Raw genomic sequence first — 23,001 nt, 5'->3', positions numbered from 1 at the left:
TTGGCGCGGCGCGGCAACACCCCATTGACGGCCCGCGCGCCATGGGCCATGCGGCAGGAATGCTGCGAATTGACGATATCTCTTACTCTATTCAGGGTCGGCCGCTGTTCGAAGGCGCCTCGGCCACCATTCCCGATGGGCACAAGGTCGGCCTTGTCGGCCCCAATGGCGCGGGCAAGACGACGCTTTTCCGCCTGATCCGCGGAGAGCTGTCCCTTGACGGGGGCGAGATCGGCCTGCCGTCGCGGGCACGGATCGGCGGCGTCGCGCAGGAAGCGCCGGGCACGGCGATCTCGGTTCTGGACACGGTGCTGGCCGAAGACAAAGAGCGTGCCGCCCTGCTGGTCGAGGCCGACAGCGCCACCGACGCCCATCGCATTGCCGAGATCCAGACCCGGCTGACCGATATCGACGCCTGGTCGGCCGAGGCCCGCGCGGCCTCGATCCTTGACGGGCTGGGCTTTTCGACCGCCGATCAGGGCCGCCCGACCAGCGATTTTTCCGGCGGATGGCGCATGCGCGTGGCGCTGGCCGGGGTGCTTTTTGCGCAGCCCGATCTGCTGCTGCTGGACGAACCGACGAACTATCTGGATCTGGAAGGCGCGCTGTGGCTGGAAACCTATCTGGCGCGCTATCCGCATACCGTCATCATCATCAGCCATGATCGCGGCCTGCTGAACCGCGCGGTCGGCCACATCCTGCATGTCGAGAACCGTCAGCTGACGCTGTATACCGGCGGCTATGACGGCTTTACCCGCATCCGCGCGGAAAAGCGTGCCCTGCAAGCCGCCGAAGCCAAGAAGCAGCAGGCGCGCCGCGATCATCTGCAAAGCTTCGTGGACCGGTTCCGGGCCAAGGCCAGCAAGGCCCGTCAGGCGCAGGCCCGGGTCAAGATGCTGGAAAAGATGCAGCCCATCACCGCGCCCGAAGAGGCAAAGTTCCACCGCTTCAGCTTTCCCCAACCCGAAGAACTGTCCCCGCCGATCATCGCGATGGAGGGCGTGGCCGTCGGCTATGACGACCGCGCGGTCCTGCGCCGGCTAAGCCTGCGGATCGATCAGGATGACCGGATCGCCCTGCTGGGTCGGAACGGGCAGGGCAAATCGACGCTGTCGAAGCTGCTGGCCGAACGCCTGCCCGCGATGGAGGGCAGCATCACCCGGTCCTCGAAACTGCGCGTGGGTTACTTCGCCCAGCATCAGGTGGATGAACTGTCGCTGAACGAAACCCCGCTGGATCATATCCGCCGCCTGCGCCCGGATGAGGCACCCGCGCGTCTGCGCGCGCGTCTGGCGGGCTTCGGCCTGATGGAGGCGCAGGCCGAAACCCGCGTCGGGCAACTGTCGGGCGGACAGAAGGCGCGCCTGTCGCTGCTGATCGCCACCATCGACGCGCCGCATCTGCTGGTGCTGGACGAGCCGACAAACCACCTGGATATCGAAAGCCGCGAGGCCCTGTCCGAGGCGCTGAACGATTATACCGGCGCCGTGGTTCTGGTCAGCCATGACATGCATCTGCTGGGGCTGGTGGCGGATCGGCTGTGGCTGGTCAAGGATGGCGCGGTATCGGCCTATGAGGGCGATCTGGACGATTACCGCCGCTTTCTTCTGGCCGGGGATGAGCCCGTCAAACCCAAGCCGCCGCCCGCGCCAAAGCCGCCGCGCCGCGCCAGCCGCGATGAATTGCAGCTGATGCGCTCGGAATTGCGCAAGGCCGAAGAGCGGGTCGAGAAACTGGCCGACATGCTGAAAAAGCTGGACAGGAAGCTGGCCGATCCCGAGATCTATCAGAACCCGGTCGAAGCGCAGAAATGGGGCCGCAAACATGCCGAGGCCACGGGCGCCATGGCCCGCGCAGAACAGCTGTGGGAAGAGGCGGTCGAGGCACTGGAGGCAGCCGAACAGCGCTGATCTGTTGCGCAAATGCGCCGCCCTGCCTTCCTGTCGTCCGGGCGCGCGCTGAAGGCTTGTCTGCCTCCACGATTCGGCCCTAAGGACAGGGAAAGTTGCCCACCTACCGGATTTACCCCATGAAGCTCGCTCTGGCCCTTATCGCTGCAACCGCTGCCACGACCGCATCCGCGCAGGATTTCGGCTTTACCGGGCGGACTTTCTCGGTCGATCTGGGCCTCGGCGCCAGCATCGGTCCCGAATTCCCAGGCTCGGATGAGGCGGATGCAGGCGCATGGCTGATCTGGCGGAATGCCGGTTTCGGCGAACCCGGCAGCCCTGACCGCGACGGCTTTGCAATCTCGCCCTCTTTCAACACCGTGGGAGAGCGCAATTCCGCAGATTACGACGATCTGGCCGGGATGAAGGATATCGACCGGGCCTATGAGCTGGGTCTGGGCGTCAGCTATGGCGCGGGCCCTTTCCGCGCCTTCGCCGCATTGCGCCGCGGCTTTGACGGGCATGAGGGCACCGTGGGTGAGGTCGGCGCCCGCTATCGCACCGATCTGAGTGACCGGGTGTCCCTGTGGTCCAGCGTCGGCCTCGGCTATGGCAACAGCGAATACAACAACACCTATTTCGGCGTGACCCCGGACGAGGCCCGCGCCGGCCGCCCGGCCTACACCCCGGGCAGCGGCCTGAACACCGCCGCCATCGCCTTCGAAATGCGCTATGCGGTGACCGAGAAGGTCTCGCTTCTGGGTGAAATCGAATATGCGAAGCTCATCGGCGATTCCGCCGACTCGCCGGTGGTCCAGGACGAATATCAACCCACCCTGCGCCTGGGCGTCGTCCGCACCTTCTCGTTCGACTTCTGATACCTATGCTCCAAACCTGATCAAATCCTTGAAACATGGCTTCCTGTCGGGTCCATGAAACGCACCGGGTTTGCCGGAGGCTCCAACTCCTGAGTAGGATGGAGCATCATGAGCAAGACCACGAACAAGTTTTCTCCTGAAGTGCGCGAGCGCGTCGCTCGGATGTTCCTAGACGGCGCGGGACAGCAGGGCTCTCGCTGGCGAGCGATCAAGTCGATTACCGCGAAGATCGGCTGCTCGCCGAACACGCTGAGCGACTGGGTCCAGAAGGCGGAAGTCGATAGCGGCAAGCGCGCAGGCATTCTCAGCGAGATGGCTGAGAAGATGAATCTGGGTCAGAGATTTCACCTATGTCGCCACCTGGAAGGGCTTCGTCTATGTCGCTTTCGTCATCGATGCCTATGCCCGCAGGATCGTCGGTTGGCGGGTCAGCACCTCGGCCCAGACCGGCTTTGTGCTCGATGCACTCGAGCAGGCTGTCCATGATCGGAGAACGACGAAAGCCATGGGCTGGTTCACCACGGCGATCGTGGCTCGCAATACGTGTCCATTTGATACACCGAGCGCCTCGCTGACACAGGCATCGAACCGTCGGTCGGCAGTGTCGGGGACAGCTATGACAATGCTCTCGCCGAGACCATAAACGGCCTCTTCAAAGCTGAAGTCATTCAACGCCGCGGCCCATGGCGTAGCTTCTATGCCGTCGAATACGCCGCGCTGGAATGGGTCGACTGGTTCAATAACCGCCGTCTTCTCGAGCCCGTCGGGAACATCCCACCAGTCGAGGCAGAGGCCAGCTTCTACGCGGCTCCGGAAACCAAAGACATGGCCGCGTAACTAACCGAAATCAGCCTCCTGACCTGCCCCGGGATTTTTCCTCCAGATGCGATTAGAGTCCGGCCCAACTTGAGGACGGACAATGAAGCGAACGAGATTCACGGACGAACAGATCATCGGCATCCTGGCAGAGCATGAGGCAGGCGCGAAGTGCGCTGACCTGTGCCGGAAGCACGGCATGTCGGAAGGCACCTTCTACAACTGGAAGGCCAAGTTTGGCGGCATGACGGTGTCGGAGGCGAAGCGGCTGAAGGGGCTCGAGGATGAGAACGCCAAGCTGAAGAAGCTGCTGGCCGAGCAGATGCTGGATCTGGCGGCGATGAAGGACCTGGTTGCAAAAAAGTGGTAGGGCCCGCCGTGAAGCGTGAAGCCGTTGCGTATCTTCGGGCCGAGCATGGCCTCTCGGAACGGCGGGCCTGTCACATCGTCGGCGCGGATCGAACGATGATCCGCTATCGATCCCGACGCGCGCCGGATACGGCGTTACGCGGTCGGTTGCGGGACTTGGCCAACGAGCGCCGGCGGTTCGGTTACCGGCGCTTGTTCGTATTGCTGCGCCGCGAGGGCGAGCCCTCGGGGATCAATCGGATCTATCGGCTCTACCGCGAAGAAGGGCTGACGGTGCGCAAGCGGAAGGCGCGGCGCAAGGCGGTCGGAACACGGGCCCCTATCCTGGTCGAGGCGCGGCCCAATGCACGCTGGTCGCTGGATTTCGTCCATGACCAGTTCGATTGCGGGCGAAGATTCCGGGTGCTGAACATCGTCGATGACGTGACCCGGGAATGTTTGGCGGCGATCCCGGACACCTCAATCTCGGGGCGGCGCGTGGCGCGAGAACTGGCCGCCCTGATCGAACGCCGCGGAAAGCCCGGGATGATCGTCTCTGACAACGGCACCGAACTGACCAGTAACGCGATCTTAACCTTTGCCGCCGATCGCGACATTGAGTGGCATTACATCGCCCCGGGCAAGCCGATGCAGAACGGATTTGTGGAAAGTTTCAACGGGCGGATGCGGGACGAGCTGCTCAACGAGACCATGTTCCGCAACCTGGCCCATGCCCGTATCGTGATCGCCGCCTGGGCTGCCGACTACAACACCGAACGCCCGCACTCGGCCTTGGACTACCAGACCCCGGCTGACTACGCGCGGACCCTGACCGCCGCAATCGCCCGCCCCGCTGCGCGAGATGAAAGCTCCGCGCGTCGGGCGATTGCTCAACCTGCGCCAATTGGCGTAAACACTAACCGGGCTCCGGTCGCGGCTGGATGAAAGTTCAGGGGCAGGTCACTCCGGCAAACCTAGTGCGGTTCACTCTGGTGCCAGTCAAAAGACTGCGCCGTGTATCGCAAGTCGATCAAGCGTGACGCCATCGAAGCGCCGTTTGAAGAGATGCTGCGTGCGATGCAGCCCAGCCGCAATCTTGTCGATATCACCACCTCGATGCTGAAACACGCTTGGGGAATGCGGCTTGATCAGCAAGTGGACCAGAAAGCCTATATAGCCAGACAGCTTAAAGCCACGCAAAAGCAAATTGACGGACTGGTCGATAAGATGATCGACTCACAAAGCGCAACCGTGACCAAAGCCATCGAAAGCCGGGTTGAAAAACTGGAAACGGATAAGCTGCTGCTGGCCGAAAAACAGTCTCAATCAAGCAAACCAAAGTGCAGCTTCGAAGAGATTTTCGAACTCTCCATGGTGATTTCTGGCAAGCCCTTATAATGTCTACAGAAATGGCAATCTTGAGCTCAAGAGGATGGTGCTCAGACTCGCCTTTACCAGCCCGGTCGCCTATGATCGCGAAAGCGGCTTTCGAACGCTAGAAGTGTCTGAAATATTTAAGATATTCGAGCCGAGTGCTCTCAAATGTAAAGTGGTGCACCCGAGAGGATTCGAACCTCTGGCCTCTGCCTTCGGAGGGCAGCGCTCTATCCAGCTGAGCTACGGGTGCCTTGGCAACTGCATAGCTGTCCTGATCGGGTCGTGCAACTCTGAAATCCCAAGGGAAAGCGGAAATGAACCCCTAGGCTCCAGACCCATTGATTTCGGGTTGCTTGCGAGATTCAGGCTCTTCAAGGAGACCTGATCCATGAGCAAGCTTTTCTGGCTGACATACGCGCAGATGGAGCATCTGAAGCCCTATTTCCCGAAGTCCCACGGCAAGCCGCGCGTTGACGACCGGCCTGTGTTGAGCGGCATAATCTTCATCAATCGTAATGGTTTGCGATGGTGCGATGCGCCCAAGGCATACGGCCCGGCCAAGACTCTCTACAACCGCTGGAAGCGCTGGAGCGATAACGGTGTCTTCGCCCGGATCCTGATGGGATTGGCAGCCGAAGGAACTGAGCATCAGACGATCATGATGGACGCGACTTATTTGAAAGCCCACCGCACGTCATCGAGCCTGGCGGTCAAAAAGGGGGGCGCGCTCGCCAGATAGGCCGGACCAAGGGGTTCGAGGGAAGAAGAAACAGTCCAGTGGACAGTTTCGCCCAAGAACGGAACACCAAGCTGCACGCCGTCACCGACGCGGAGGGCCGCCCGATCCGGTTATTCATCTCGGCCGGTCAGGTCAGATGGAGTGGTTGCCGCCCTCCCTAGATGGCATCGCAATGTGCCAAGGCCGTGGTGTTCAACGCCACGAGCAGGGGAGGATGGCGATATGAAGAATATGATGATCGGGGTCGATCTGGCACAGGCAGTTTTCCAGGTTCATGCTGCGCTTCGGACGGGGGAGGTCCAGTTCCGCAAGAAGCTGACGCGGAAGCAATTCCCCGCGTTCATGGCGCAGCAAGAGCCCAGCATGGTAATTTTCGAGGCGTGCGGCAGTGCACATTTTTGGGCCCGCGAGATGGAAGCGCTTGGACACGAGGTAAAGCTTATCGCACCGCAATACGTGCACCCCTTCGTGAAGCGGCAAAAAAATGATGCGGCCGATGCTGAGGCGATTGTCATTGCGGCACGCCAGCCTGAGATGCGTTTCGTGGAGCCCAAGACAGTCGAGCAACAGTCTTGCGCGGCCGTTTTCCGTGCTCGGGAACGCCTGGTGCATCAGCGGACCGCAGATGTGAATGCGTTGCGGGCGCTCCTTTATGAGCACGGCCATGTGTTTCCGGTCGGCATGTCTCACCTCGCTCGTATGACGGCGTTTGTGCAGGATGAGACCAGCGACTTGCATGCACTGATCCGGGACCCACGCGGCGATCAGCGTTCCTGCGCCCAGACCCGCGATGAATGTCTGCGTACCCCATGATCCAAAGGGCGCCTCCATCACCAGCCGCTCGTCCCGCCGAGACCAGCCTCGCTGGCGGGTCAAGTTGGTTTTGACGGCGGTTTCGTCAATAAAGACAACGCGATCCGGTCGGGCCGCGACGGCTGGCAGGCGATGCTTGATCCAGTCCTGGCGTTGTTGCCTTACCTGTGCGCGCCGCCGCTCGGTTGCGACCAACGACTTTTTTTGTACGTGAAGCCGAGCTTGCGCAGGAACCGTCCAATCGCATCCGGGTGCGCCTGAACACCGGTAGCATCCGCCAGCGCACCGGCCAGTTCGGGCATGGTCATGTCGCCGTCCTGATTGATCAGTTCGATGAGAAACGAGCGATGAGGATTAAGCTTCCCCTTGCCCCGAGGCTGACCTTGCGGGGAAGCGCATGCGTGTCCCCTTCGTCGGATCGCAAGGCCCCAACGCGCCCCGGTGGCAGATGAAAGCTTCAGGCGCAACGCCGCCGCCCGCCCGCTCAACCCTTCTTCAATCAATCTCTGAAACCGCGCCCGAAGCGCATTCGGCAAAGGTGCTGACATGATCCATCCTCCCAGACAAGTTGAATCACAGATTAGCCCTTAAGGAAATCCATTCAGATTCAGGTTTTGCGTCGGATGCTATAAGTCAGTGTCCCAAGCTCAGATTGTCTCGAAGACCGGCAGATGGATCATGTGCTCGGCTCCCCATATCATCCGCAAACCCAAGGCAAGATCGAGCGATGGCACCAGACCTTGAAGAACCGCATCTTGCTGGAAAACTAGTACCTGCCCGTTGATCTCAGGTAGCAGATCGATGCCTTTATCGACCCATCTTGACACACAGACGCCGTCAGGGGGCGGTCACATCATCAAGGCCAAGTCGATGTGTATGGCGATTCACTGAACCAGAGGTCTGTGGTTCTTCATGTGTCGCACGGCCAGTTTGCGGGCCAGGCGGCCCGAGACCAGTTCGCGGGCGGCGAGGGGATGGTGGTCCGGTCGTGCAAGTTCGGGGAAGATTGCGAAGATCTCATTGCGGGCGGCGGGGCCGACCGATTTCAGTGCCTGGGCCCCGGTGAACAGGGATTCTGATTCCGCGCCATTGGACAACACGATCTGATGCGCGTCGAAGAGGAAATGGACATAGGTGACTTCGTGCAGATCCTCTGCCAGGTCGATACCCTCGATCTCGCAAAGCTGGCGCGCGGGGACCAGAACCTCATGCGTGCCGAACATCTTCTGGGCGATCTTCGAACGGACGAGGATCCGGTGCTGAGGGGAAACGATCAGGTCGGATCTGGGCAGACCATTGCCAAGCGCGCCTGCCGTGATGCGGATCGGGCGCAGGTTCGGATGGGCCTCCAGCATTGCCGCGTCAAGCTTGCGAGAGCCGATCCAGCGGATTGTCTGTGGCCCCGCGTCGCGCGTCTGGACCTGATCGCCCACGGACAGGTCGCCGGCCGCGACCTCGCCCGCGGGGGTCTGGATCAGCGCATCGGCGCCGAAGCAGACGACATTTGTATTGTCCCAGGTCAGGTCGGAACCGGCAACGGCAACTCCGTCCTTCTGGATCTTCATCGTGATCCCGGCCTGGTTCAGCACGCCATCGGCATCCTGATCCGCACGCATCCAGGACAGCGGGTTGAAATAGGTCTTTTCCCCCGCTTCAAGAGCGGCCGCATTATAGGCGTCCAGATTGGCCTGGTTGTAATAACCGCTCAGATCGACGAAATCGTTGTCGTCCTGACCGGTATTTGCCTGAATGTTGCCATTGGTAAAATTCTGACCGGCGCCGGTATTGAAATCGGTGATCAGATCGCCATCGCCTGCGACAAAGGTATCGAAACCCTCACCCCCGGTATTGACGTCGGCCCCCGCGCCGCCATCGATCAGATCATCGCCAGAGCCGCCGTCGAGCGTGTCGTTTCCCGCGCCGCCAAAGACGGTGTCATCGCCATCCTGTGCGAAGATGACGTCATTGCCGATGCCGCCATCGATCGCATCATTGTCGTCGCTGGCGCCTTGCAGGAAGTCCAGCTTGACGGTCTGACCCGTACCGGCATTGACAAGATGGTAGCTGCCATCTTTTGCCTGAACGATGATCGGCGGGTTGGTGGTTGCCGTCATTCCGGGGATTTCGGTTTCCAGCGTGAAGGTGCCGTCGTCACTGATCGAAAACAGCCGGGTATTGTCGCCGCTGAGATCGGTCACGATGACGATCGGCTCACCATTGATATAGTTCACCTCGCTGAGGTTGGTGGCATAGTCCCCTTGCCCGACAAGCGCGTCGGTCTGAACAAGCTTGCCGCCGGGATCAAGCCGGTACAGCGCGACCTCTTCGGCATTGGAGTTCGAATAGGCCAGATAGGTCGCTCCATCCGGCTTGACATAGACATCGGCGTCGCTGTGCAATGTGGTTTCGGTCGTCGCGACAACCGTGTCCCTTGGGGTCAGCGCACCCGTCGTCGGGTCGATCTCGAACAGCTGGATGCCGTTGCGATAGGCGACTGCCATGTAATCGACATTATCGATCGTGACCGTCGACATCCCGGCCGGACCGCTGGCGGTCGGGACATTGAAGGTCGTATCCTCGGTGATCTTGCCGGTGACCGGGTCATAGATCTGACGCGAGATATACGAGTTCTGGAACCGCGACGCGTAAAGATAGACGGTGCCGTTATCGGCGACATAGACTTCGTGATCATTGGTCAGGCCGCCATCCTGATACTCTTGGCTGCCGCCATATTGCAGCGCACCTTTCAAGGTAAGCGTTCCGCCCGAGCCGAGTTCCCAAGCGGTCACGCCTGAGCCGTTTTGCGAGGTCAGAAAGATCGTGGTCTTGCCGTTGATGACCTCGATATTTTGGAAATTCGTCGCGCTGCCATAGGCGCGGACATTTTCGGTGATGGTCGAACTGCCGCCCGAACCTGTGGTCAATGTGCCGCTGGTATTGTTGTTCTTGAACGTCATCCAGTCGGTTTTTGTCAGCGATCCATCGTCATTCAGGCGATAGATCGACATATAGCCGTTAACGGCCTGCACAGCCGTGATGACAAAGGGATTCCCGTCGACCGTAACCGTATTCCAATAGGTCGGATTGATCGGCGTGGTGCCATTGTCGATATTGGTGAAGGTGGTGTCGTTGGTCTTGACGCTACCAGCCGTGATCTGGATATCCGCGTCGCCGGGCGTGTTGGCATCATTATTGCCATAGATCGTGTCGTCGCCGTCGCCGCCGATCAGATTGTCGTTACCCAGACCGCCTTCGAGCACGTCATTTCCGCTGCCGCCCTCAAGCGTGTCATTGCCGGAATCGCCGATCAGCCTGTCGTCGTTATCGCCGCCCAGAATGCTGTCATCGCCGCCGCCGCCGGAAATGGTGTCATTGCCGGCTTCACCCATCAGCGTATCAGCGCCCGCCCCGCCGGAGATAGAGTCGTTATCGGCGCCGCCATAGATCAGATCGTCGCCAAGGCTTCCGTCCAGCGTGTCGGCGCCACCGTCGCCATAGATGGTGTCATTGCCGCCTTCGCCGATGATGACGTCGTTTTCGCTGCCCCCCCGGACCAGGTCGGCGCCCGAGCCTGCACGGATATTATCGGTGCCTTCATCGCCATAGATGGTATCATTGCCGTTACCGCCAGAGATCTCGTCATTGCCCGTGCCGCCAACGATCGAATCCGCCCCGTCGCCTCCGCTGAGATTGTCGTTTCCGCTTCCACCCAGGATGGTATCGTTGCCGGTCCCGCCCTGGATCAGGTCATCATCCGCGCCGCCATCGATATAATCGTCGCCGACCTGACCATAGAGCGAGTCATTCCCGGCACCCCCCAGCAACCGGTCATTCGCGGAACTGATCGTATAGGTTCCGGCCGCCGTCCCCGGCTGCTTGGCGACCGAGTAATATTCCGTGCGGTCGACATTCCCGATCACCCGACCGCCATTCAGCGGGACGCTCTCGCTCCAGGTTTCGCCGGGCTGCAGGACATGCTGCAGGATAATGCTGCCACCGACATAGACGCTGTAGATATAGACCGTATCGGTCGAATTGTTGACATAGGTCTGGGTGCCGCTGACACCGCTATCCGTGCCCCTCGCGATCAGCGGATTGATATTCGCTTCGCCATAGATCGTATCCGCGCCGCCATTGCCGGACAGCGTGTCATTGCCAAAGCCGCCCGAGACCGTATCGCCATCAGCGCCACCGGTATAAGAGTTGTTCGCGCCATTGCCGTTATAGGTCGCCATGCTTTGGGTCCGTCATTCAGGCGAAGTGCGACAGGTCAAAGCAGCACCGTCGTCCCGGGGCCGCGCTGTTCTACACAGGCGCAGCTTTTCCAGAGGCGATAGGACAAAACCGAACTCGTCACCCAACTCCGCAAAAAGGGTTGCTCATACCAGCGTTCAGGCGAGTGGTAGCAATACGGTGGCAGATGTGCTGATGGGACCACATATCAGCGAGCGTGGGCCGATATGATACGCACTTGCAGCCACAGACCGCTACGGATCGTCTCAAGCTTCATTCGTCTGATCGGACAATAGGCCAACTTACCGTTTCAGTCAAAATCCCTTTATCAGCAATTTTATTTTGTTTTAGACGATTAGGTGTTTAGTCCCATGGTGCATTCTTCGATGGCCGCAGATCAGTAAACCGCTGCACAATGGGACTAATCAGCTAGACGATCCCGCCGCCCGCGCCTGATGATTTCGGGCGCTTTTCCGCGACCTCGGCACGATAGGCCGAAGCGCGATAGGTCGCCACCGGGTCAATTGCCGCGTTCGCGCGAAGGCGCGCCATGGCCAGGATCGGTTCGACATCGGTCCGGAATGCCGCCCGCAAGGTGGCCGCGGCCATGAGCGCGTCGCTTTCACGCTGATAACCTTCCAGCGCGATGCGATCCACCAGCGAGGCCTGAACAAAGGCGCGCTGGATCTCGCAGGCAGAGATGATCAGGCTTTCTATCGGGTCGGTGACATTGTGGCTTTGATCGATCATATGCGCCAGATCCAGGCCGGCTGTGCCCTCAAGCTCGACAAGCTCGTTGAAGACAAGGAACAGGCGGAAGGGCTCTATCGTGCCGCTATCCAGATCGTCATCACCATATTTGCTGTCATTGAAATGAAAGCCGCCCAGTTTGCCCGCGCGGATCAACCGCGCCACGATCATCTCGATGTTCACATTGGGCGCGTGATGGCCCAGATCGACAAGACATTGCGCCTTTTCGCCCAGTTCCTGCGCGATCATCAGGCTGCTTCCCCAGTCCTGAACCACGGTGGAGTAAAACGCGGGTTCGTAGATCTTGTGCTCGCTGAAAATCCGCCAGTCATCGGGAAGACCGGCATAGATCCGGTGCATGGACTCCAGATAGCGATCGAATTGTTTCGACAGTGAGGTCTGGCCGGGAAAGTTCGAGCCGTCGCCGATCCAGACTGTCAATGCCTTTGATCCGATCTGCCGCCCGATCTCGATACATTCAAGGTTATGCGCGACGGCCTGTTCACGGGTCGCGCTGTCAGCATGCGACAGTGATCCGAATTTGTAGCTGAGGGCCTGACCGGGCTGATCCTGAAACGTATTCGAGTTCATCGCGTCGAAGGCCAGTCCGGTTTCCTCGGCCTTTTCGCGCAGCAAGGCGGGATCGGCCTTGTCCCAGGGGATGTGCAGGCTGACGCTGGGGGTGGCATCGGTCAGTTGGTGAATGACGGCGCAATCGTCCAGCTTGTCCATGATGCCGTTTGGCTCTCCCTCACCGGGAAAGCGCGCAAAGCGGGTGCCGCCCGTTCCGGTGCCCCAACTTGGCACGGCCACGCCAAAGGCCATCGCGCGCGCTGTCAGCGCCTCGATGTCGATACCCCGGCGTGCCAGCCGGCTGCCAAGGGCGTCGTAATCCGCGCTGAGATCGGCCGTGCGAGCGGCGTTTTCCGCCTCGATAATCTGTGCATTGATCATGGCTTACCTCGTGAAGGCCTGGACGTTGCCTGCGTCCACGTTAAGAATGTTGCCGGTCGATTTCGCGGACAGATCGCTTGCGAAGAAATAGGCGCCTTCGGCGATGTCCTCGGGGAGTACCGAGCGTTTCAGCATTGATCGTTGACGATACATCTCTTCCAGCCCGTCCTTGTCGGTCTTGTAGGTCGAGGCACGCTGGTCAAGCCAGTCACCCGACCAGATCCGCGAGCCGCGCAGAACGGCGTCGGGATTGACCACATTGACGCGGATACCTGCCTCGGCGCCCTCCAGCGCAAGGCAGCGGGCCAGATGGATCTCGGCCGCCTTGGCCGTGCAGTAGGCCGAGGCATTGGGGCTTGCCGCAAGCCCGTTCTTCGATGCCACGAAGATCACGGCGCCGCCGATATCCTGCTTGCGAAAGGTCTTGAACGCCTCGCGGCTGACCAGGAAATAGCCGGTGGACAGGATGTCCATGTTCTTGTTCCATAGGGCCAGCGTAGTCTCTTCCAGCGGTGCGGAAGAGGCAATACCGGCATTCGAGACCAGAATGTCGTTGCCGCCGAATTCGACAGCCAGATCGTCAAAGGCGGCGATGACCTGATCTTCGTCGGTGACATTCATCAGCACCGTTCGCACCACATCCGCACCGAATTGCGCGTCCAAGCCGGTTTTGACCGAGGTCAGCGCATCCGCATCAATATCGGCCAGCATGACGCAGGCGCCTTCGCGCAGGAAGCGTTCGGCGGTTGCGGCGCCAATCCCGCCCGCGCCACCCGTCACCAGCGCGACGCGCCCCGCAAGCGATTTCGGCTTGGGCATGCGCTGCAACTTGGCCTCTTCCAACAGCCAGTATTCGATATCGAAGGCTTCCTGCTCGGGCAGGCCCTGATAGGTGCTGACGGTCGAGGCGCCGCGCATCACATTGATGGCGTTGACGTAGAACTCGCCCGAGATTCGGGCCGTGGCCTTGTCCAGCGCGAATGTGATCATGCCGACGCCCGGCACCAGATAAACCACGGCATTCGGGTCGCGAAGGGCCGGGCTGTCATCATGTTTGCAGCGCTCGTAATAGGCCGCGTAATCATCGCGATAGGCGGCGACGGCGTCGGGAAGGCCTGCAATCACCGCATCCAGATCGGGATCGGCCGGGTCGAAATCGATGACAAGGGGCCTGATCTTCGTGCGCAGAAAGTGATCGGGGCAAGACGTGCCAAGGGGCGCAAGATCGTCCAGCATGGCCGAGCCGACAAATTCCAGCACCGCATCCTGATCATCGAAATGGCCGACCTTGTGGCGATCTTTCGAAATCAGGCCGCGGATGACCGGCATCAGCCGGGCCGCGATGTTTCGGCGCTCTTCGGGGTTCAGCGTCGGGCTTTTCTGGCCGCCAAAGGCTGCTTTGCCGCTGGATTTCCGCTCTAGCCATGCGGCCGCCTTGTTGATGATTTCAAGCGTGGTCAGGTAGCAATCCCTGGCATCGTCGGCCCATGTGAAAAGCCCGTGGCTTTCCAGAACGGCCCCGCGCATCTGCGGATTTTCACGCGCAAGCTTTTCAAGCCACAGACCCAGCTCGTATCCGGGTTTTTTCCACGGCAGCCAGCCGATTTCATCGCCAAAGATCTCTTGCGTCAATTCCCGCGAGTTGACCGAGGCGGCAATCGCGATGATGGCATCCGAATGGACGTGATCGACATGTTTGCGCGGCACATAGGCATGAAGCGGCGTGTCGATTGACGCCGCGCGCGGGTTCAGCCCGAAGGTGCAATGGGGCAGGTAGGCGACCATCTCATCCTCGTGTTCGACGCCGCGATATTTCCCCTTCAACGCGTGCAGCTTGTCCATGTAAAGCGTCGAGAAGCCATCGATCCTGATTGATCCGATATCGCCACCCGAGCCCTTTACCCAAAGCACCTCAACCGGTTCGCCGGTCAGCGGGTCGGTCTCCGTGACCTTCGCAGAGGTGTTGCCCCCGCCATAATTGGTCACCCGCTTGTCCGATCCCAGCAGATTCGAGCGATAGAGCAGCTTTTCCGATTCGCTCATCGATGCGGCTTCGGTGTCGTCCCAAAGGTTTTCCAGCCGATTGCCGGTGTGATTGATAGTCATGGATGCCTCCCTGGATCGCGGCGAATGCCTGTGCTGAGACTGCCGATACGACATCATCAGGGCTAAAGTCAATCAAAAACGATCAAATGCAATCTTAAACCGATCAATAAATGCAAATTTTGATTGTTTATGATTGACTATGCGTCTTAACTTTGAGAAGCTGCCAGGCAAGGGAGAGAATCTTATGTTGGAAACCGAGCGTCACCGCATCATTCTGTCGGCCGTTCAGGAAAGGCCGGTGGTCACCGTCAGCGATTTATGTGACCTGACCGGCGCGTCCGAGGCCACAGTGCGCCGGGATATCGCTCATTTGCACATGGCCAAGAAGCTGCGCCGCGTTCGTGGTGGCGCAGAGGCGATTTCACCGCCTCAATTTGTCGGCATCAACGCACGACCCTTTGCCTTTAATGAAACGATCAACATCGCGCAGAAGCGCGCAATCGCGCGCGCCGCTGTCGATCTGTGTCAGGACGGCGATGCCATCATCATCAATGGCGGCACCACCACCTTCCAGATGGTCCACCCGCTGACGGCCAAGCGGATGCAGGTCTTTACCAACAGCTTTCCCATTGCCGAGCATCTGCTGAAGCAATCCAAGAATACGGTCCTGCTGCCGGCCGGCGCCATCTATCGCGAACAGAATATCATCCTGTCGCCCTTCGATGCCGATGGCAGCGATCATTTCTGCGCCAGCCGGATGTTCATGGGCTGTCGTGGGCTTGGTCCCCTTGGCCTCATGGAAGGTGACCCGCTTCTGATTCAGGCCGAGCAGAAGCTGATAGATCAGGCGGATGAACTGGTGGTTCTGGCCGACAGCTCGAAATTCGGTCAGCGATCCAGCCTGCTGCTGTGCCCGCTGAGCCGCATTCACACCGTCATCACCGATGACGGGATCGAGGATCATGTCGCCCAGATGCTGGAGGCCGCCGAAATCAGGCTGATCGTGGCCGAGGTGGCCGCGACCGACCGAAAGAAAAGCGCAGAGCGGTAGCGCTTTGCGGATCAAAGGGAGGAACAGATGAGTAAACTGACGAACATACTGACCAGCGTTGCACTGGCATCCGCCATGATGGCGGGGAACGCGCAGGCCCAGGACGACATGCGTATCGCGCTGGTCGTGAAGGCACTTGGGATCGGCTTTTTCGAGGCCGCCAATAAAGGTGCAGAAGAAGCTGCGGCCGAACTTGGCAATGTCGAAATCATCTATACCGGACCGACCGACACCACCGCCGAGGGCCAGATCGAGGTTATCAACAGCCTGATCGCCCAGCGTGTCGATGCAATCGCGGTCAGCGCCAATGATACCGATGCGCTGGTGCCGACACTCAAGAAAGCCATGGATCGCGGCATTACCGTGATCAGTTGGGATTCGGGCGTCGCGGCCGAGGGTCGCCAGATGCAACTGAACCCGTCTTCTGCGCCGCTGATCGGCAATATGATCATCAAGCTTGCCGCCGACCACCTGCCAGCCGAGGGCGGCCAGGTCGCCGTGCTGTCGGCGACGACCACATCGACGAACCAGAACACATGGATCGAAGAGATGAACAAGGTGGCGGGCGATTATCCCGATGTCGAGATCGTCGGCACTGTCTATGGCGATGATCTTGCCGACAAATCCTATCGTGAGACGCAGGGCCTTATCCAGACCTATCCCGATCTCAGGGCCATCATCGCGCCGACCTCGGTCGGGATCGTGGCCGCCGCGCAGGCTGTCACCGATGCCGGCAAGATCGGAGAGGTGAATGTGACGGGCCTTGGCCTGCCCTCGGAAATGGCGGGTCATGTCAAATCCGGGGCTTCGCAATCCTTCGCGATCTGGAACCCGATCGATCTGGGCTATTCCGCCACGATGATCGCATATCACCTTGCCAAGGGCGACGCGACGGCCGAGCCGGGCGCGACCATTCCCATCGGCCGCATGGGCGAGGTGGTTCTGGACGACAATACCGAGGCCGCCATGGCCGACCCCTTCGTCTATGACGCAAGCAACGTGGACGAGTTCAGCTCGGTCTTCTGAAACCGGCAAGTTCCGGTCCGCGTGCGCCAGGCGCGGACCATCTTTTATCTGTCGAAGGAAACGTCATATGCAGGCCGATCTTGTGCCGCAGGATGGCGCAGCCCCCGTGCTGTCGCTGCGCGGCATCGTCAAGACATTTCCCGGTGTGCGCGCGCTTGATGGCGTGCTGCTGGATCTCTATCCGGGTCAGGTCACCGCGCTGATCGGGGAAAACGGCGCGGGAAAATCCACTATCGTCAAGGTTCTGACCGGGATCTATCAGCCCGAAGAGGGGCAGATCCTGATTGACGGCATCGAGGTCGCCTTGCCAACCGCGCAGGTGGCGGGGCAGGCGGGTGTAACCGCGATCCATCAGGAAACGGTTCTTTTCGACGAGTTGACGGTGGCCGAGAATATCTTCATCGGCCATGCGCCGCGCGGGTCCTTTGGCCTCATCGACCGTCGCGCGATGCGCCGCCGCGCGTCAGAAATCCTGCAAAGCATCGGCGCCGATCTTGATCCGGGCGCAAAGCTTCACGATCTGGGGATCGCCAGCAAGCACCTTGTCGCGATTGCGCGCGCCCTGTCGATCGATGCGCGTGTCGTGATCATGGATGAGCCGACGGCGGCGCTGTCCCATAAGGAAATCGCCGAACTTTACGAACTGGTTGAAAAGCTGAAGGCGCAGGGCAAGGCGATCCTGTTCATCAGCCATAAATTCGACGAGATTTTCCGCATTGCCGATCGCTGGACGGTGTTCCGCGATGGTCAATTCGTCGATGAGGGTCAGATCGCCGCGACGAATGAGGCAGAGCTGGTTCAGCTGATGGTCGGCCGCTCGGTCGATCAGATCTATCCCAAGCGCCCGGCGACGATTGGCGGGCCGGTGCTGACCGTGGCAGGCTATGCGCATCCGACCGAGTTCGATGACATAAACTTCACATTGCACGAAGGTGAGATCCTGGGGTTCTACGGGCTGGTCGGCGCTGGCCGGTCAGAGCTGATGCAGGCGCTGTTTGGCATCACGCAGCCATCACGGGGCGCGACACGGATTGGCGATGATGTGAAGGTCATCCGCTCGACCGCGCAGGCCGTGGATGCCGGTATCGTCTATGTTCCCGAGGATCGCGGGCGGCAAGGCACCGTCAAGGGGCTGCCCATCTATCAGAACGTGACGCTGCCATCACTGGCCCGGACCAGCCGTTCCGGTTTCCTGCGACAGGCAGAGGAATTTGCGCTGGCCCGCGACTATACCCAGCGGCTTGATCTGCGCGCCGCGAGTCTGGATCAGGAAATCGGCCAATTGTCGGGCGGCAATCAGCAGAAAGTGGTCATCGCCAAATGGCTGGCCACGCGCCCGCGGATCATCATTCTTGATGAGCCGACCAAGGGGATCGACATCGGATCAAAGGCCGCGGTCTATGATTTCATGTCTGAACTTGCCGCGCAGGGCCTTGCCGTCATCATGGTCTCAAGCGAGATCCCCGAGGTGCTGGGCATGTCCGACCGCGTGATCGTGATGCGTGAAGGGCGTATCGTCGGCCAGTTCGACCGGGACAGGATGACGCCCGAGCATCTGGTGCGTGCCGCCGTCGGGATCGAAGGGGTCGCCGCATGAGCCTGCTCAGATCCCGCGAACTGATCCTGGCCTTCGCCATACTGGCCCTGCTGATCGCGATTGCGGCCCGATTTCCGGGCTTCGTCACGCCGCGCAATCTGGCCAAGGTGTTCACCGACACCTCGCCGCTGATCCTTCTTGCGCTGGGGCAGATGATCGTGATCCTGACCAGATGTATCGACCTTTCGGTGGCGGCAAATCTGGCGCTGTGCGGAATGGTCGCGGCGCTGTTGGATGGCGCCGGGATCCCCCTGCCGGTGATCCTGCCGACTGTCGTTGCGCTGGGCGCTGCCCTTGGCGCAGTCAACGGCCTTCTGGTCTGGAAGCTGGCGATCCCCTCGATCGTTGTCACGCTGGGTACGATGACGATCTATCGCGGCACGATCTTTCTGCTGACCGGCGGCGCATGGATCAATGCCCATCAGATGAGCGATGCCTTCAAGGCCTTTCCCCGAGCCATGATCCTTGGTCTGCCGGTGATGGCCTGGATCGCCATTCTGGCCATTCTGGGCGTGGCGGTCCTGCTGAGCCGCACCCCCCTTGGCCGCGCCTTTTATGCCGTGGGTGGGAACCCGCATGCGGCGGTCTATACCGGGATCTCGGTCGGGCGCACGCAATTTGCGGCCTTTGTCATCGCCGGCGCATTGGCAGGATTGACGGGCTATCTTTGGGTTGCGCGCTATGCCGTGGCCTATGTCGATATCGCGGCTGGCTTCGAACTTGACGTTGTCGCCGCCTGCGTGATCGGGGGCATCGCGCTGACCGGTGGTTCGGGCACTGTGGCGGGCGCAGTGATGGGCGCGCTGTTCCTTGGCATCATCAAGAACGCCCTGCCGGTCGTCGGGATCTCACCCTTCTGGCAGATGGCGATTTCGGGTGCGGCCATCCTGATCGCGATTGCCGTCCATGCCGCCAGCCAACGAGAGTCTGGCCGCATCATCCTGAGACAAGCGGAGGAGCAGGCATGAGCACCACCGAAGAAACCCCGATGCGGGCGACGGGACGGCAGATCCCCGACCGGCTGACGCGTCCGGGCGCACGGCTGCTGAAAAGCTGGGAGGCGCTGCTGCTGATCGTGGCTGTCGCGATCTTCATCCTGAACAGCCTTGCCTCACCCTATTTCCTTGATCCGTGGAACCTTAGCGACGCGACATTCAACTTTACGGAAAAGGCCATGATCGCCTTTGCCATGGCGATGCTGATCATCGCGGGCGAAATCGACCTGTCGGTGGGTGCCATCATTGCGCTGGCCTCGACCGTGATGGGGGTGGCCATGACCGAGGGGGCTTCGACCTTCGTGATCGTGCTTCTTGGGCTTGGCACGGGTCTGGCATGCGGGGCGTTCAACGGCATTCTGGTGGCGCGGTTTGGCCTGCCTTCAATCGTCGTCACCATCGGCACGATGAGCCTGTTTCGCGGGATCAGCTATATCGTGCTGGGCGATGGTGCCTTTACCGGCTATCCGCCCAGCTTCGCCTGGTTCGGTCAGGGTTACGTGTTCTGGGTCATCACCGTTGAACTGGTGATCTTCGCGATTGCCGCGCTGATTTTCGGCGTGCTGCTGCACCGCACCAATTTCGGGCGTGCCGTCTATGCGATTGGCAATAACGCGACTGCCGCGCGCTTTTCGGGCATCCGGGTCGAGCGGGTGAAGTTCATCCTGTTCCTGCTGACCGGTCTTCTCAGCGGCATTGCCGCGATCTGCCTGACCTCTCGCCTTGGATCGACCCGGCCATCCATCGCCACCGGTTTCGAACTTGAGGTCGTGACCATCGTGGTGCTGGGCGGGGTCAGCATTCTGGGCGGCGCCGGGTCGATTCCGGGCGTTGTTCTGGCTGCATTTGTCATGGGGCTGGTCACCTTCGGACTGGGCCTTCTGAATGTGCCGGGGATCGTGATGTCGATCATCGTGGGCGCGCTGCTGATTGGCGTGATCGCCTTGCCGCGCCTTTGGTTCATGCTGAGGAGGCGGTGATGCAGAAATACGCGTTTCGCATGATGCTTAATCCCGGTGCGGCTGATGAATACCGGCGCCGCCACGATGCGATCTGGCCCGAACTGGCGGCGCTGCTGCGTCAGGCCGGGGTCGAGGATTATTCGATCCACCTCGACCCTGAAACGAACGCCCTTTTCGGCGTGATGTGGCGTCGCGACGATCATGGGCTGGATGCGCTGCCGGATCATCCGGTGATGCGCAAATGGTGGGCGCATATGGCCGATCTCATGGTGACGCATGAGGATAACGAGCCGGTCGCGGTGCCCCTGATCCCGATGTTTCACCTGCCATGACACATATCGCCGTCATAGATATCGGCAAGACCAACGCAAAACTTGCCCTGGTCGATGGAGAGAGCCTGACCGAAATTGCCGTGGTCACGCGTCCCAACCGTCCGCTTGTGGGCCCGCCATGGCCGCATGCCGATCTGGAGGGGCACTGGCAGTTCTTTCTGGCCAACCTGACGCAATTCAACCGTGATCACGGGGTTGACGCGATTTCGGTGACCACCCACGGCGCGGCCGCCGTTCTGCTTGACAGATCGGCAAGGCTGGCGGTGCCGATGCTTGATTACGAACATCACGGCCCCGACATGCTGCATCGTCGCTATGACGCGCTGCGCCCACCTTTCGAAGAGACCGGATCGCCACGGCTGCCTGCCGGGTTGAATCTGGGGGCGCAACTGCACTGGATTCTGGAAACGCATCCCGACCTTTCCGGTGGGCTTGGGCATATCGTGACCTACCCGCAATATTGGGGCTGGCGCTTGACGGGCCAGCTGGCAAGCGATGTCACCTCGCTTGGTTGTCACACCGATCTTTGGGACCCGTGGAATGGCAGGCTATCCTCGCTGGTCGATCGTATGGGCCTTGGCGGGATGATCCCGGCGGCGCGGCGATCGAATGATGTGCTGGGCACATTGCGTCAGGATCTGGCTGCGGAAACTGGACTACCGGCGGCGACGCCCGTGGCTGTGGGGATCCATGACAGCAACGCTTCGCTTTACCCCTATGTTCTTGGGCGGCAGGCACCGTTTACGGCGGTCTCGACCGGAACTTGGGTCGTGGCCATGGCGGTGGGCGCGGCACCGCAAAAGCTTGATGCCAGGCGCGATGTGTTGGTGAATGTGAATGCGCTTGGACAGCCTGTGCCCTCGGCCCGGTTCATGGGTGGCCGGGAATACGAACTGATCCGCGCCGGCAGCACGGCCCAGCCAGATGAAAGGGATCGCGACGAGGTGCTGAAAAAGGCCATGATGATCCTTCCGGCCATCGAACCGGGATCTGGCCCGTTTCAGGGGCGCGAAATGCGCTGGACCACCCGGCCCCAGACCGAGGGGCAACGCCTTGTGGCGCTGTCATGGTATCTGGCCCTGATGACCGAAACCTGCCTTGGGCTGATCGGCGCGCGCGGCCCGACCATCATCGAGGGGCCTTTCGCGCGCAATTCCGATTTTATCGATATGCTGGCGGCGCTTCGCCCCGACGGCGTTGAGACGGCAATCTCGGCGACGGGGACATCGGCGGGCGCCGCTTTGCTGTGCCTGCCCGGATCAGGGGCGCCCAAGACGCTGCGGCATAGCCCCTCTGAACAGGGCGCTGCGCTGCGCGATTATGCCAGGCAATGGCGCGCGGCGGTGATCGCGGCGGGTCAGCCGGGATAGCCAAGCGCAAGAGAGGCCGTCTTTCCGGCATCGGTAAGCCGCTGAACATATTCGGGTTTTCGTGCTTCATCAAAGCGGAACAGCGGAAAGGCCATGCTGATTGCCGCAACCGATTTTCCGGTATGGTCCAGAACCGGCACCGCCATGCAGCGCACGCCCGCCTCGCTTTCCTCGACTTCTTCGGCATAGCCGCGCGCGCGCGTCTCGATCAGCTGTGCGAACAGCGTTTCAGGCTCGGTGATCGTGGCGGGGGCCAGCTTGACGAAATCCATCTTCGCAAAGCGCTCTCGGATCTCTTCATCATCGCGAAAGGCCAGCAAGGCCTTGCCCAGCGATGTCGAATGCAGCGGATTACGTGCGCCCAGCGTGGATTGCATCGACAGGTTATAGGCCGAGTCGTATTTGTGGATATAGGCGACGCGCTGGTCGAAATTATCCATCACCCCAAGATTGATCGATTCCCCGATCGCGCGCGACAATTTCCCCATCTCGCGGTCGCAGACGCGCAGCAGATCCTCTTGCCCGCGCAGGATGCGCGCGCCAAGACCGAAAAGTTTCAGCGTCAGGCCGTATTTTTCGGTATCGGTCTCTTGCTCGACATAGCCAAGATCGACCATGGTTTGCAAAAGGCGGTGCGCTGTCGTCTTCGAGGTCATGGCGCGTTGCGCGATATCGGCCAGGCTGGCGCGCCTGTCCTCGACCAGCGATTCGAGCACGGCGAAAACTTTCAGCACCGCTGCCGCATTTTCCGATTTTTGAGGCTTCTGAGTCATTTTTCATTCTTAAATTTTTGGAACTCCATTCTGAAAATTTTGTTCACAGAAG

17 protein-coding genes, 1 tRNA gene and 2 pseudogenes are annotated in these 23,001 nt (G+C 60.5%); 14 read left to right on the top strand and 6 right to left on the bottom strand.

The annotated features are described in order from the left end of the window. Positions 1-59: 59 nt before the first annotated feature. The 5 genes and pseudogenes from JHX87_RS07060 (at position 60) to JHX87_RS07040 (ending at position 5,329) form a co-directional block, all read left to right on the top strand. The gene (locus JHX87_RS07060) at positions 60-1,910 is read left to right on the top strand and encodes an ABC-F family ATP-binding cassette domain-containing protein (protein WP_271886156.1); all 1,851 of its coding nucleotides are present in this window, start codon (positions 60-62) and stop codon (positions 1,908-1,910) included. Between the two features lie 119 nt (positions 1,911-2,029). Beyond that, on the top strand, positions 2,030-2,767 hold the full coding sequence (locus JHX87_RS07055; RefSeq protein ID WP_271886159.1) for a MipA/OmpV family protein: 738 nt from the start codon (positions 2,030-2,032) through the stop codon (positions 2,765-2,767). Positions 2,768-3,095: 328 nt separating this feature from the next. Further along, positions 3,096-3,604: pseudogene (locus tag JHX87_RS07050) on the top strand (IS3 family transposase); the annotation flags it as partial. An 82-nt stretch (positions 3,605-3,686) separates the two neighbouring features. Further along, a protein-coding gene (locus tag JHX87_RS07045; RefSeq protein WP_140849566.1) for an IS3 family transposase occupies positions 3,687-4,876 on the top strand; the annotation gives its coding sequence in 2 pieces (ribosomal slippage) (positions 3,687-3,939 and positions 3,939-4,876; 1,191 coding nt in all). A gap of 69 nt (positions 4,877-4,945) precedes the next feature. Beyond that, positions 4,946-5,329, top strand: a complete 384-nt coding sequence (locus tag JHX87_RS07040) for a hypothetical protein (RefSeq protein ID WP_271883448.1) — start codon at positions 4,946-4,948, stop codon at positions 5,327-5,329. A gap of 152 nt (positions 5,330-5,481) precedes the next feature. Here the strand turns inward: JHX87_RS07040 and JHX87_RS07035 are convergent. Further along, positions 5,482-5,558 (bottom strand) — tRNA-Arg (locus JHX87_RS07035). Between the two features lie 138 nt (positions 5,559-5,696). On the opposite strand from JHX87_RS07035, the pseudogene JHX87_RS07030 reads away from it, so the two are divergent. Then, a pseudogene (locus tag JHX87_RS07030) lies at positions 5,697-6,181 on the top strand (IS5 family transposase); the annotation flags it as partial. 88 nt (positions 6,182-6,269) lie between these two features. After that, positions 6,270-6,860, top strand: a complete 591-nt coding sequence (locus tag JHX87_RS07025) for an IS110 family RNA-guided transposase (RefSeq protein ID WP_271883447.1) — start codon at positions 6,270-6,272, stop codon at positions 6,858-6,860. A gap of 161 nt (positions 6,861-7,021) precedes the next feature. Here JHX87_RS07025 and JHX87_RS07020 read toward each other — a convergent pair whose 3' ends face one another. From JHX87_RS07020 to JHX87_RS07005, 4 genes are all read right to left on the bottom strand, one after another. Further along, on the bottom strand, positions 7,022-7,408 hold the full coding sequence (locus tag JHX87_RS07020) for a helix-turn-helix domain-containing protein (protein ID WP_271883446.1): 387 nt from the start codon (positions 7,406-7,408) through the stop codon (positions 7,022-7,024). A gap of 336 nt (positions 7,409-7,744) precedes the next feature. Further along, complete coding sequence (locus JHX87_RS07015; protein WP_271883445.1) at positions 7,745-11,095, bottom strand: Hint domain-containing protein; 3,351 nt, start codon at positions 11,093-11,095, stop codon at positions 7,745-7,747. Between the two features lie 427 nt (positions 11,096-11,522). Then, a complete protein-coding gene (rhaI, locus tag JHX87_RS07010) occupies positions 11,523-12,797 on the bottom strand; it encodes an L-rhamnose catabolism isomerase (protein WP_271883444.1) in 1,275 nt (424 codons plus the stop codon). A gap of 3 nt (positions 12,798-12,800) precedes the next feature. Further along, on the bottom strand, positions 12,801-14,903 hold the full coding sequence (locus JHX87_RS07005; protein WP_271883443.1) for a bifunctional rhamnulose-1-phosphate aldolase/short-chain dehydrogenase: 2,103 nt from the start codon (positions 14,901-14,903) through the stop codon (positions 12,801-12,803). A 184-nt stretch (positions 14,904-15,087) separates the two neighbouring features. Here JHX87_RS07005 and JHX87_RS07000 point away from each other — a divergent pair, with 184 nt between their 5' ends. The 7 genes from JHX87_RS07000 (at position 15,088) to JHX87_RS06970 (ending at position 22,176) form a co-directional block, all read left to right on the top strand. After that, positions 15,088-15,894 carry a DeoR/GlpR family DNA-binding transcription regulator gene (locus tag JHX87_RS07000; protein WP_271883442.1) on the top strand — a complete coding sequence of 269 codons (807 nt, stop codon included), beginning with the start codon at positions 15,088-15,090 and terminating at the stop codon, positions 15,892-15,894. A 27-nt stretch (positions 15,895-15,921) separates the two neighbouring features. After that, the gene (gene rhaS, locus JHX87_RS06995) at positions 15,922-16,920 is read left to right on the top strand and encodes a rhamnose ABC transporter substrate-binding protein (RefSeq protein ID WP_271883441.1); all 999 of its coding nucleotides are present in this window, start codon (positions 15,922-15,924) and stop codon (positions 16,918-16,920) included. 67 nt (positions 16,921-16,987) lie between these two features. Next, positions 16,988-18,517 (top strand): sugar ABC transporter ATP-binding protein, encoded by a 1,530-nt coding sequence (locus JHX87_RS06990; RefSeq protein ID WP_271883440.1) that lies wholly within the window; start codon positions 16,988-16,990, stop codon positions 18,515-18,517. Next, positions 18,514-19,485 (top strand): ABC transporter permease, encoded by a 972-nt coding sequence (locus JHX87_RS06985; protein WP_271883439.1) that lies wholly within the window; start codon positions 18,514-18,516, stop codon positions 19,483-19,485. Before JHX87_RS06990 ends, JHX87_RS06985 begins: the two co-directional genes overlap by 4 nt. Beyond that, the gene (locus JHX87_RS06980; protein WP_377776017.1) at positions 19,482-20,492 is read left to right on the top strand and encodes an ABC transporter permease; all 1,011 of its coding nucleotides are present in this window, start codon (positions 19,482-19,484) and stop codon (positions 20,490-20,492) included. Before JHX87_RS06985 ends, JHX87_RS06980 begins: the two co-directional genes overlap by 4 nt. Next, on the top strand, positions 20,492-20,806 hold the full coding sequence (gene rhaM, locus JHX87_RS06975; protein ID WP_271883438.1) for an L-rhamnose mutarotase: 315 nt from the start codon (positions 20,492-20,494) through the stop codon (positions 20,804-20,806). Before JHX87_RS06980 ends, rhaM begins: the two co-directional genes overlap by 1 nt. Then, positions 20,803-22,176 carry an FGGY-family carbohydrate kinase gene (locus JHX87_RS06970; protein WP_271883437.1) on the top strand — a complete coding sequence of 458 codons (1,374 nt, stop codon included), beginning with the start codon at positions 20,803-20,805 and terminating at the stop codon, positions 22,174-22,176. The genes rhaM and JHX87_RS06970 overlap by 4 nt, the downstream gene beginning before the upstream one ends. On the opposite strand, the gene JHX87_RS06965 is transcribed toward JHX87_RS06970, so the two are convergent. Next, positions 22,164-22,949, bottom strand: a complete 786-nt coding sequence (locus JHX87_RS06965) for an IclR family transcriptional regulator domain-containing protein (RefSeq protein ID WP_271883436.1) — start codon at positions 22,947-22,949, stop codon at positions 22,164-22,166. The two genes, JHX87_RS06970 and JHX87_RS06965, sit on opposite strands and share 13 nt — an antisense overlap. Positions 22,950-23,001 lie beyond the last annotated feature (52 nt).

The sequence above is a fragment of the Paracoccus fistulariae genome, from assembly GCF_028553785.1.
Taxonomy (GTDB): Bacteria; Pseudomonadota; Alphaproteobacteria; order Rhodobacterales; family Rhodobacteraceae; genus Paracoccus; species Paracoccus fistulariae.
The sequence above is the reverse complement of the archived record's forward strand: the minus strand, read 5'-3'. Positions and strand labels throughout refer to the sequence as shown.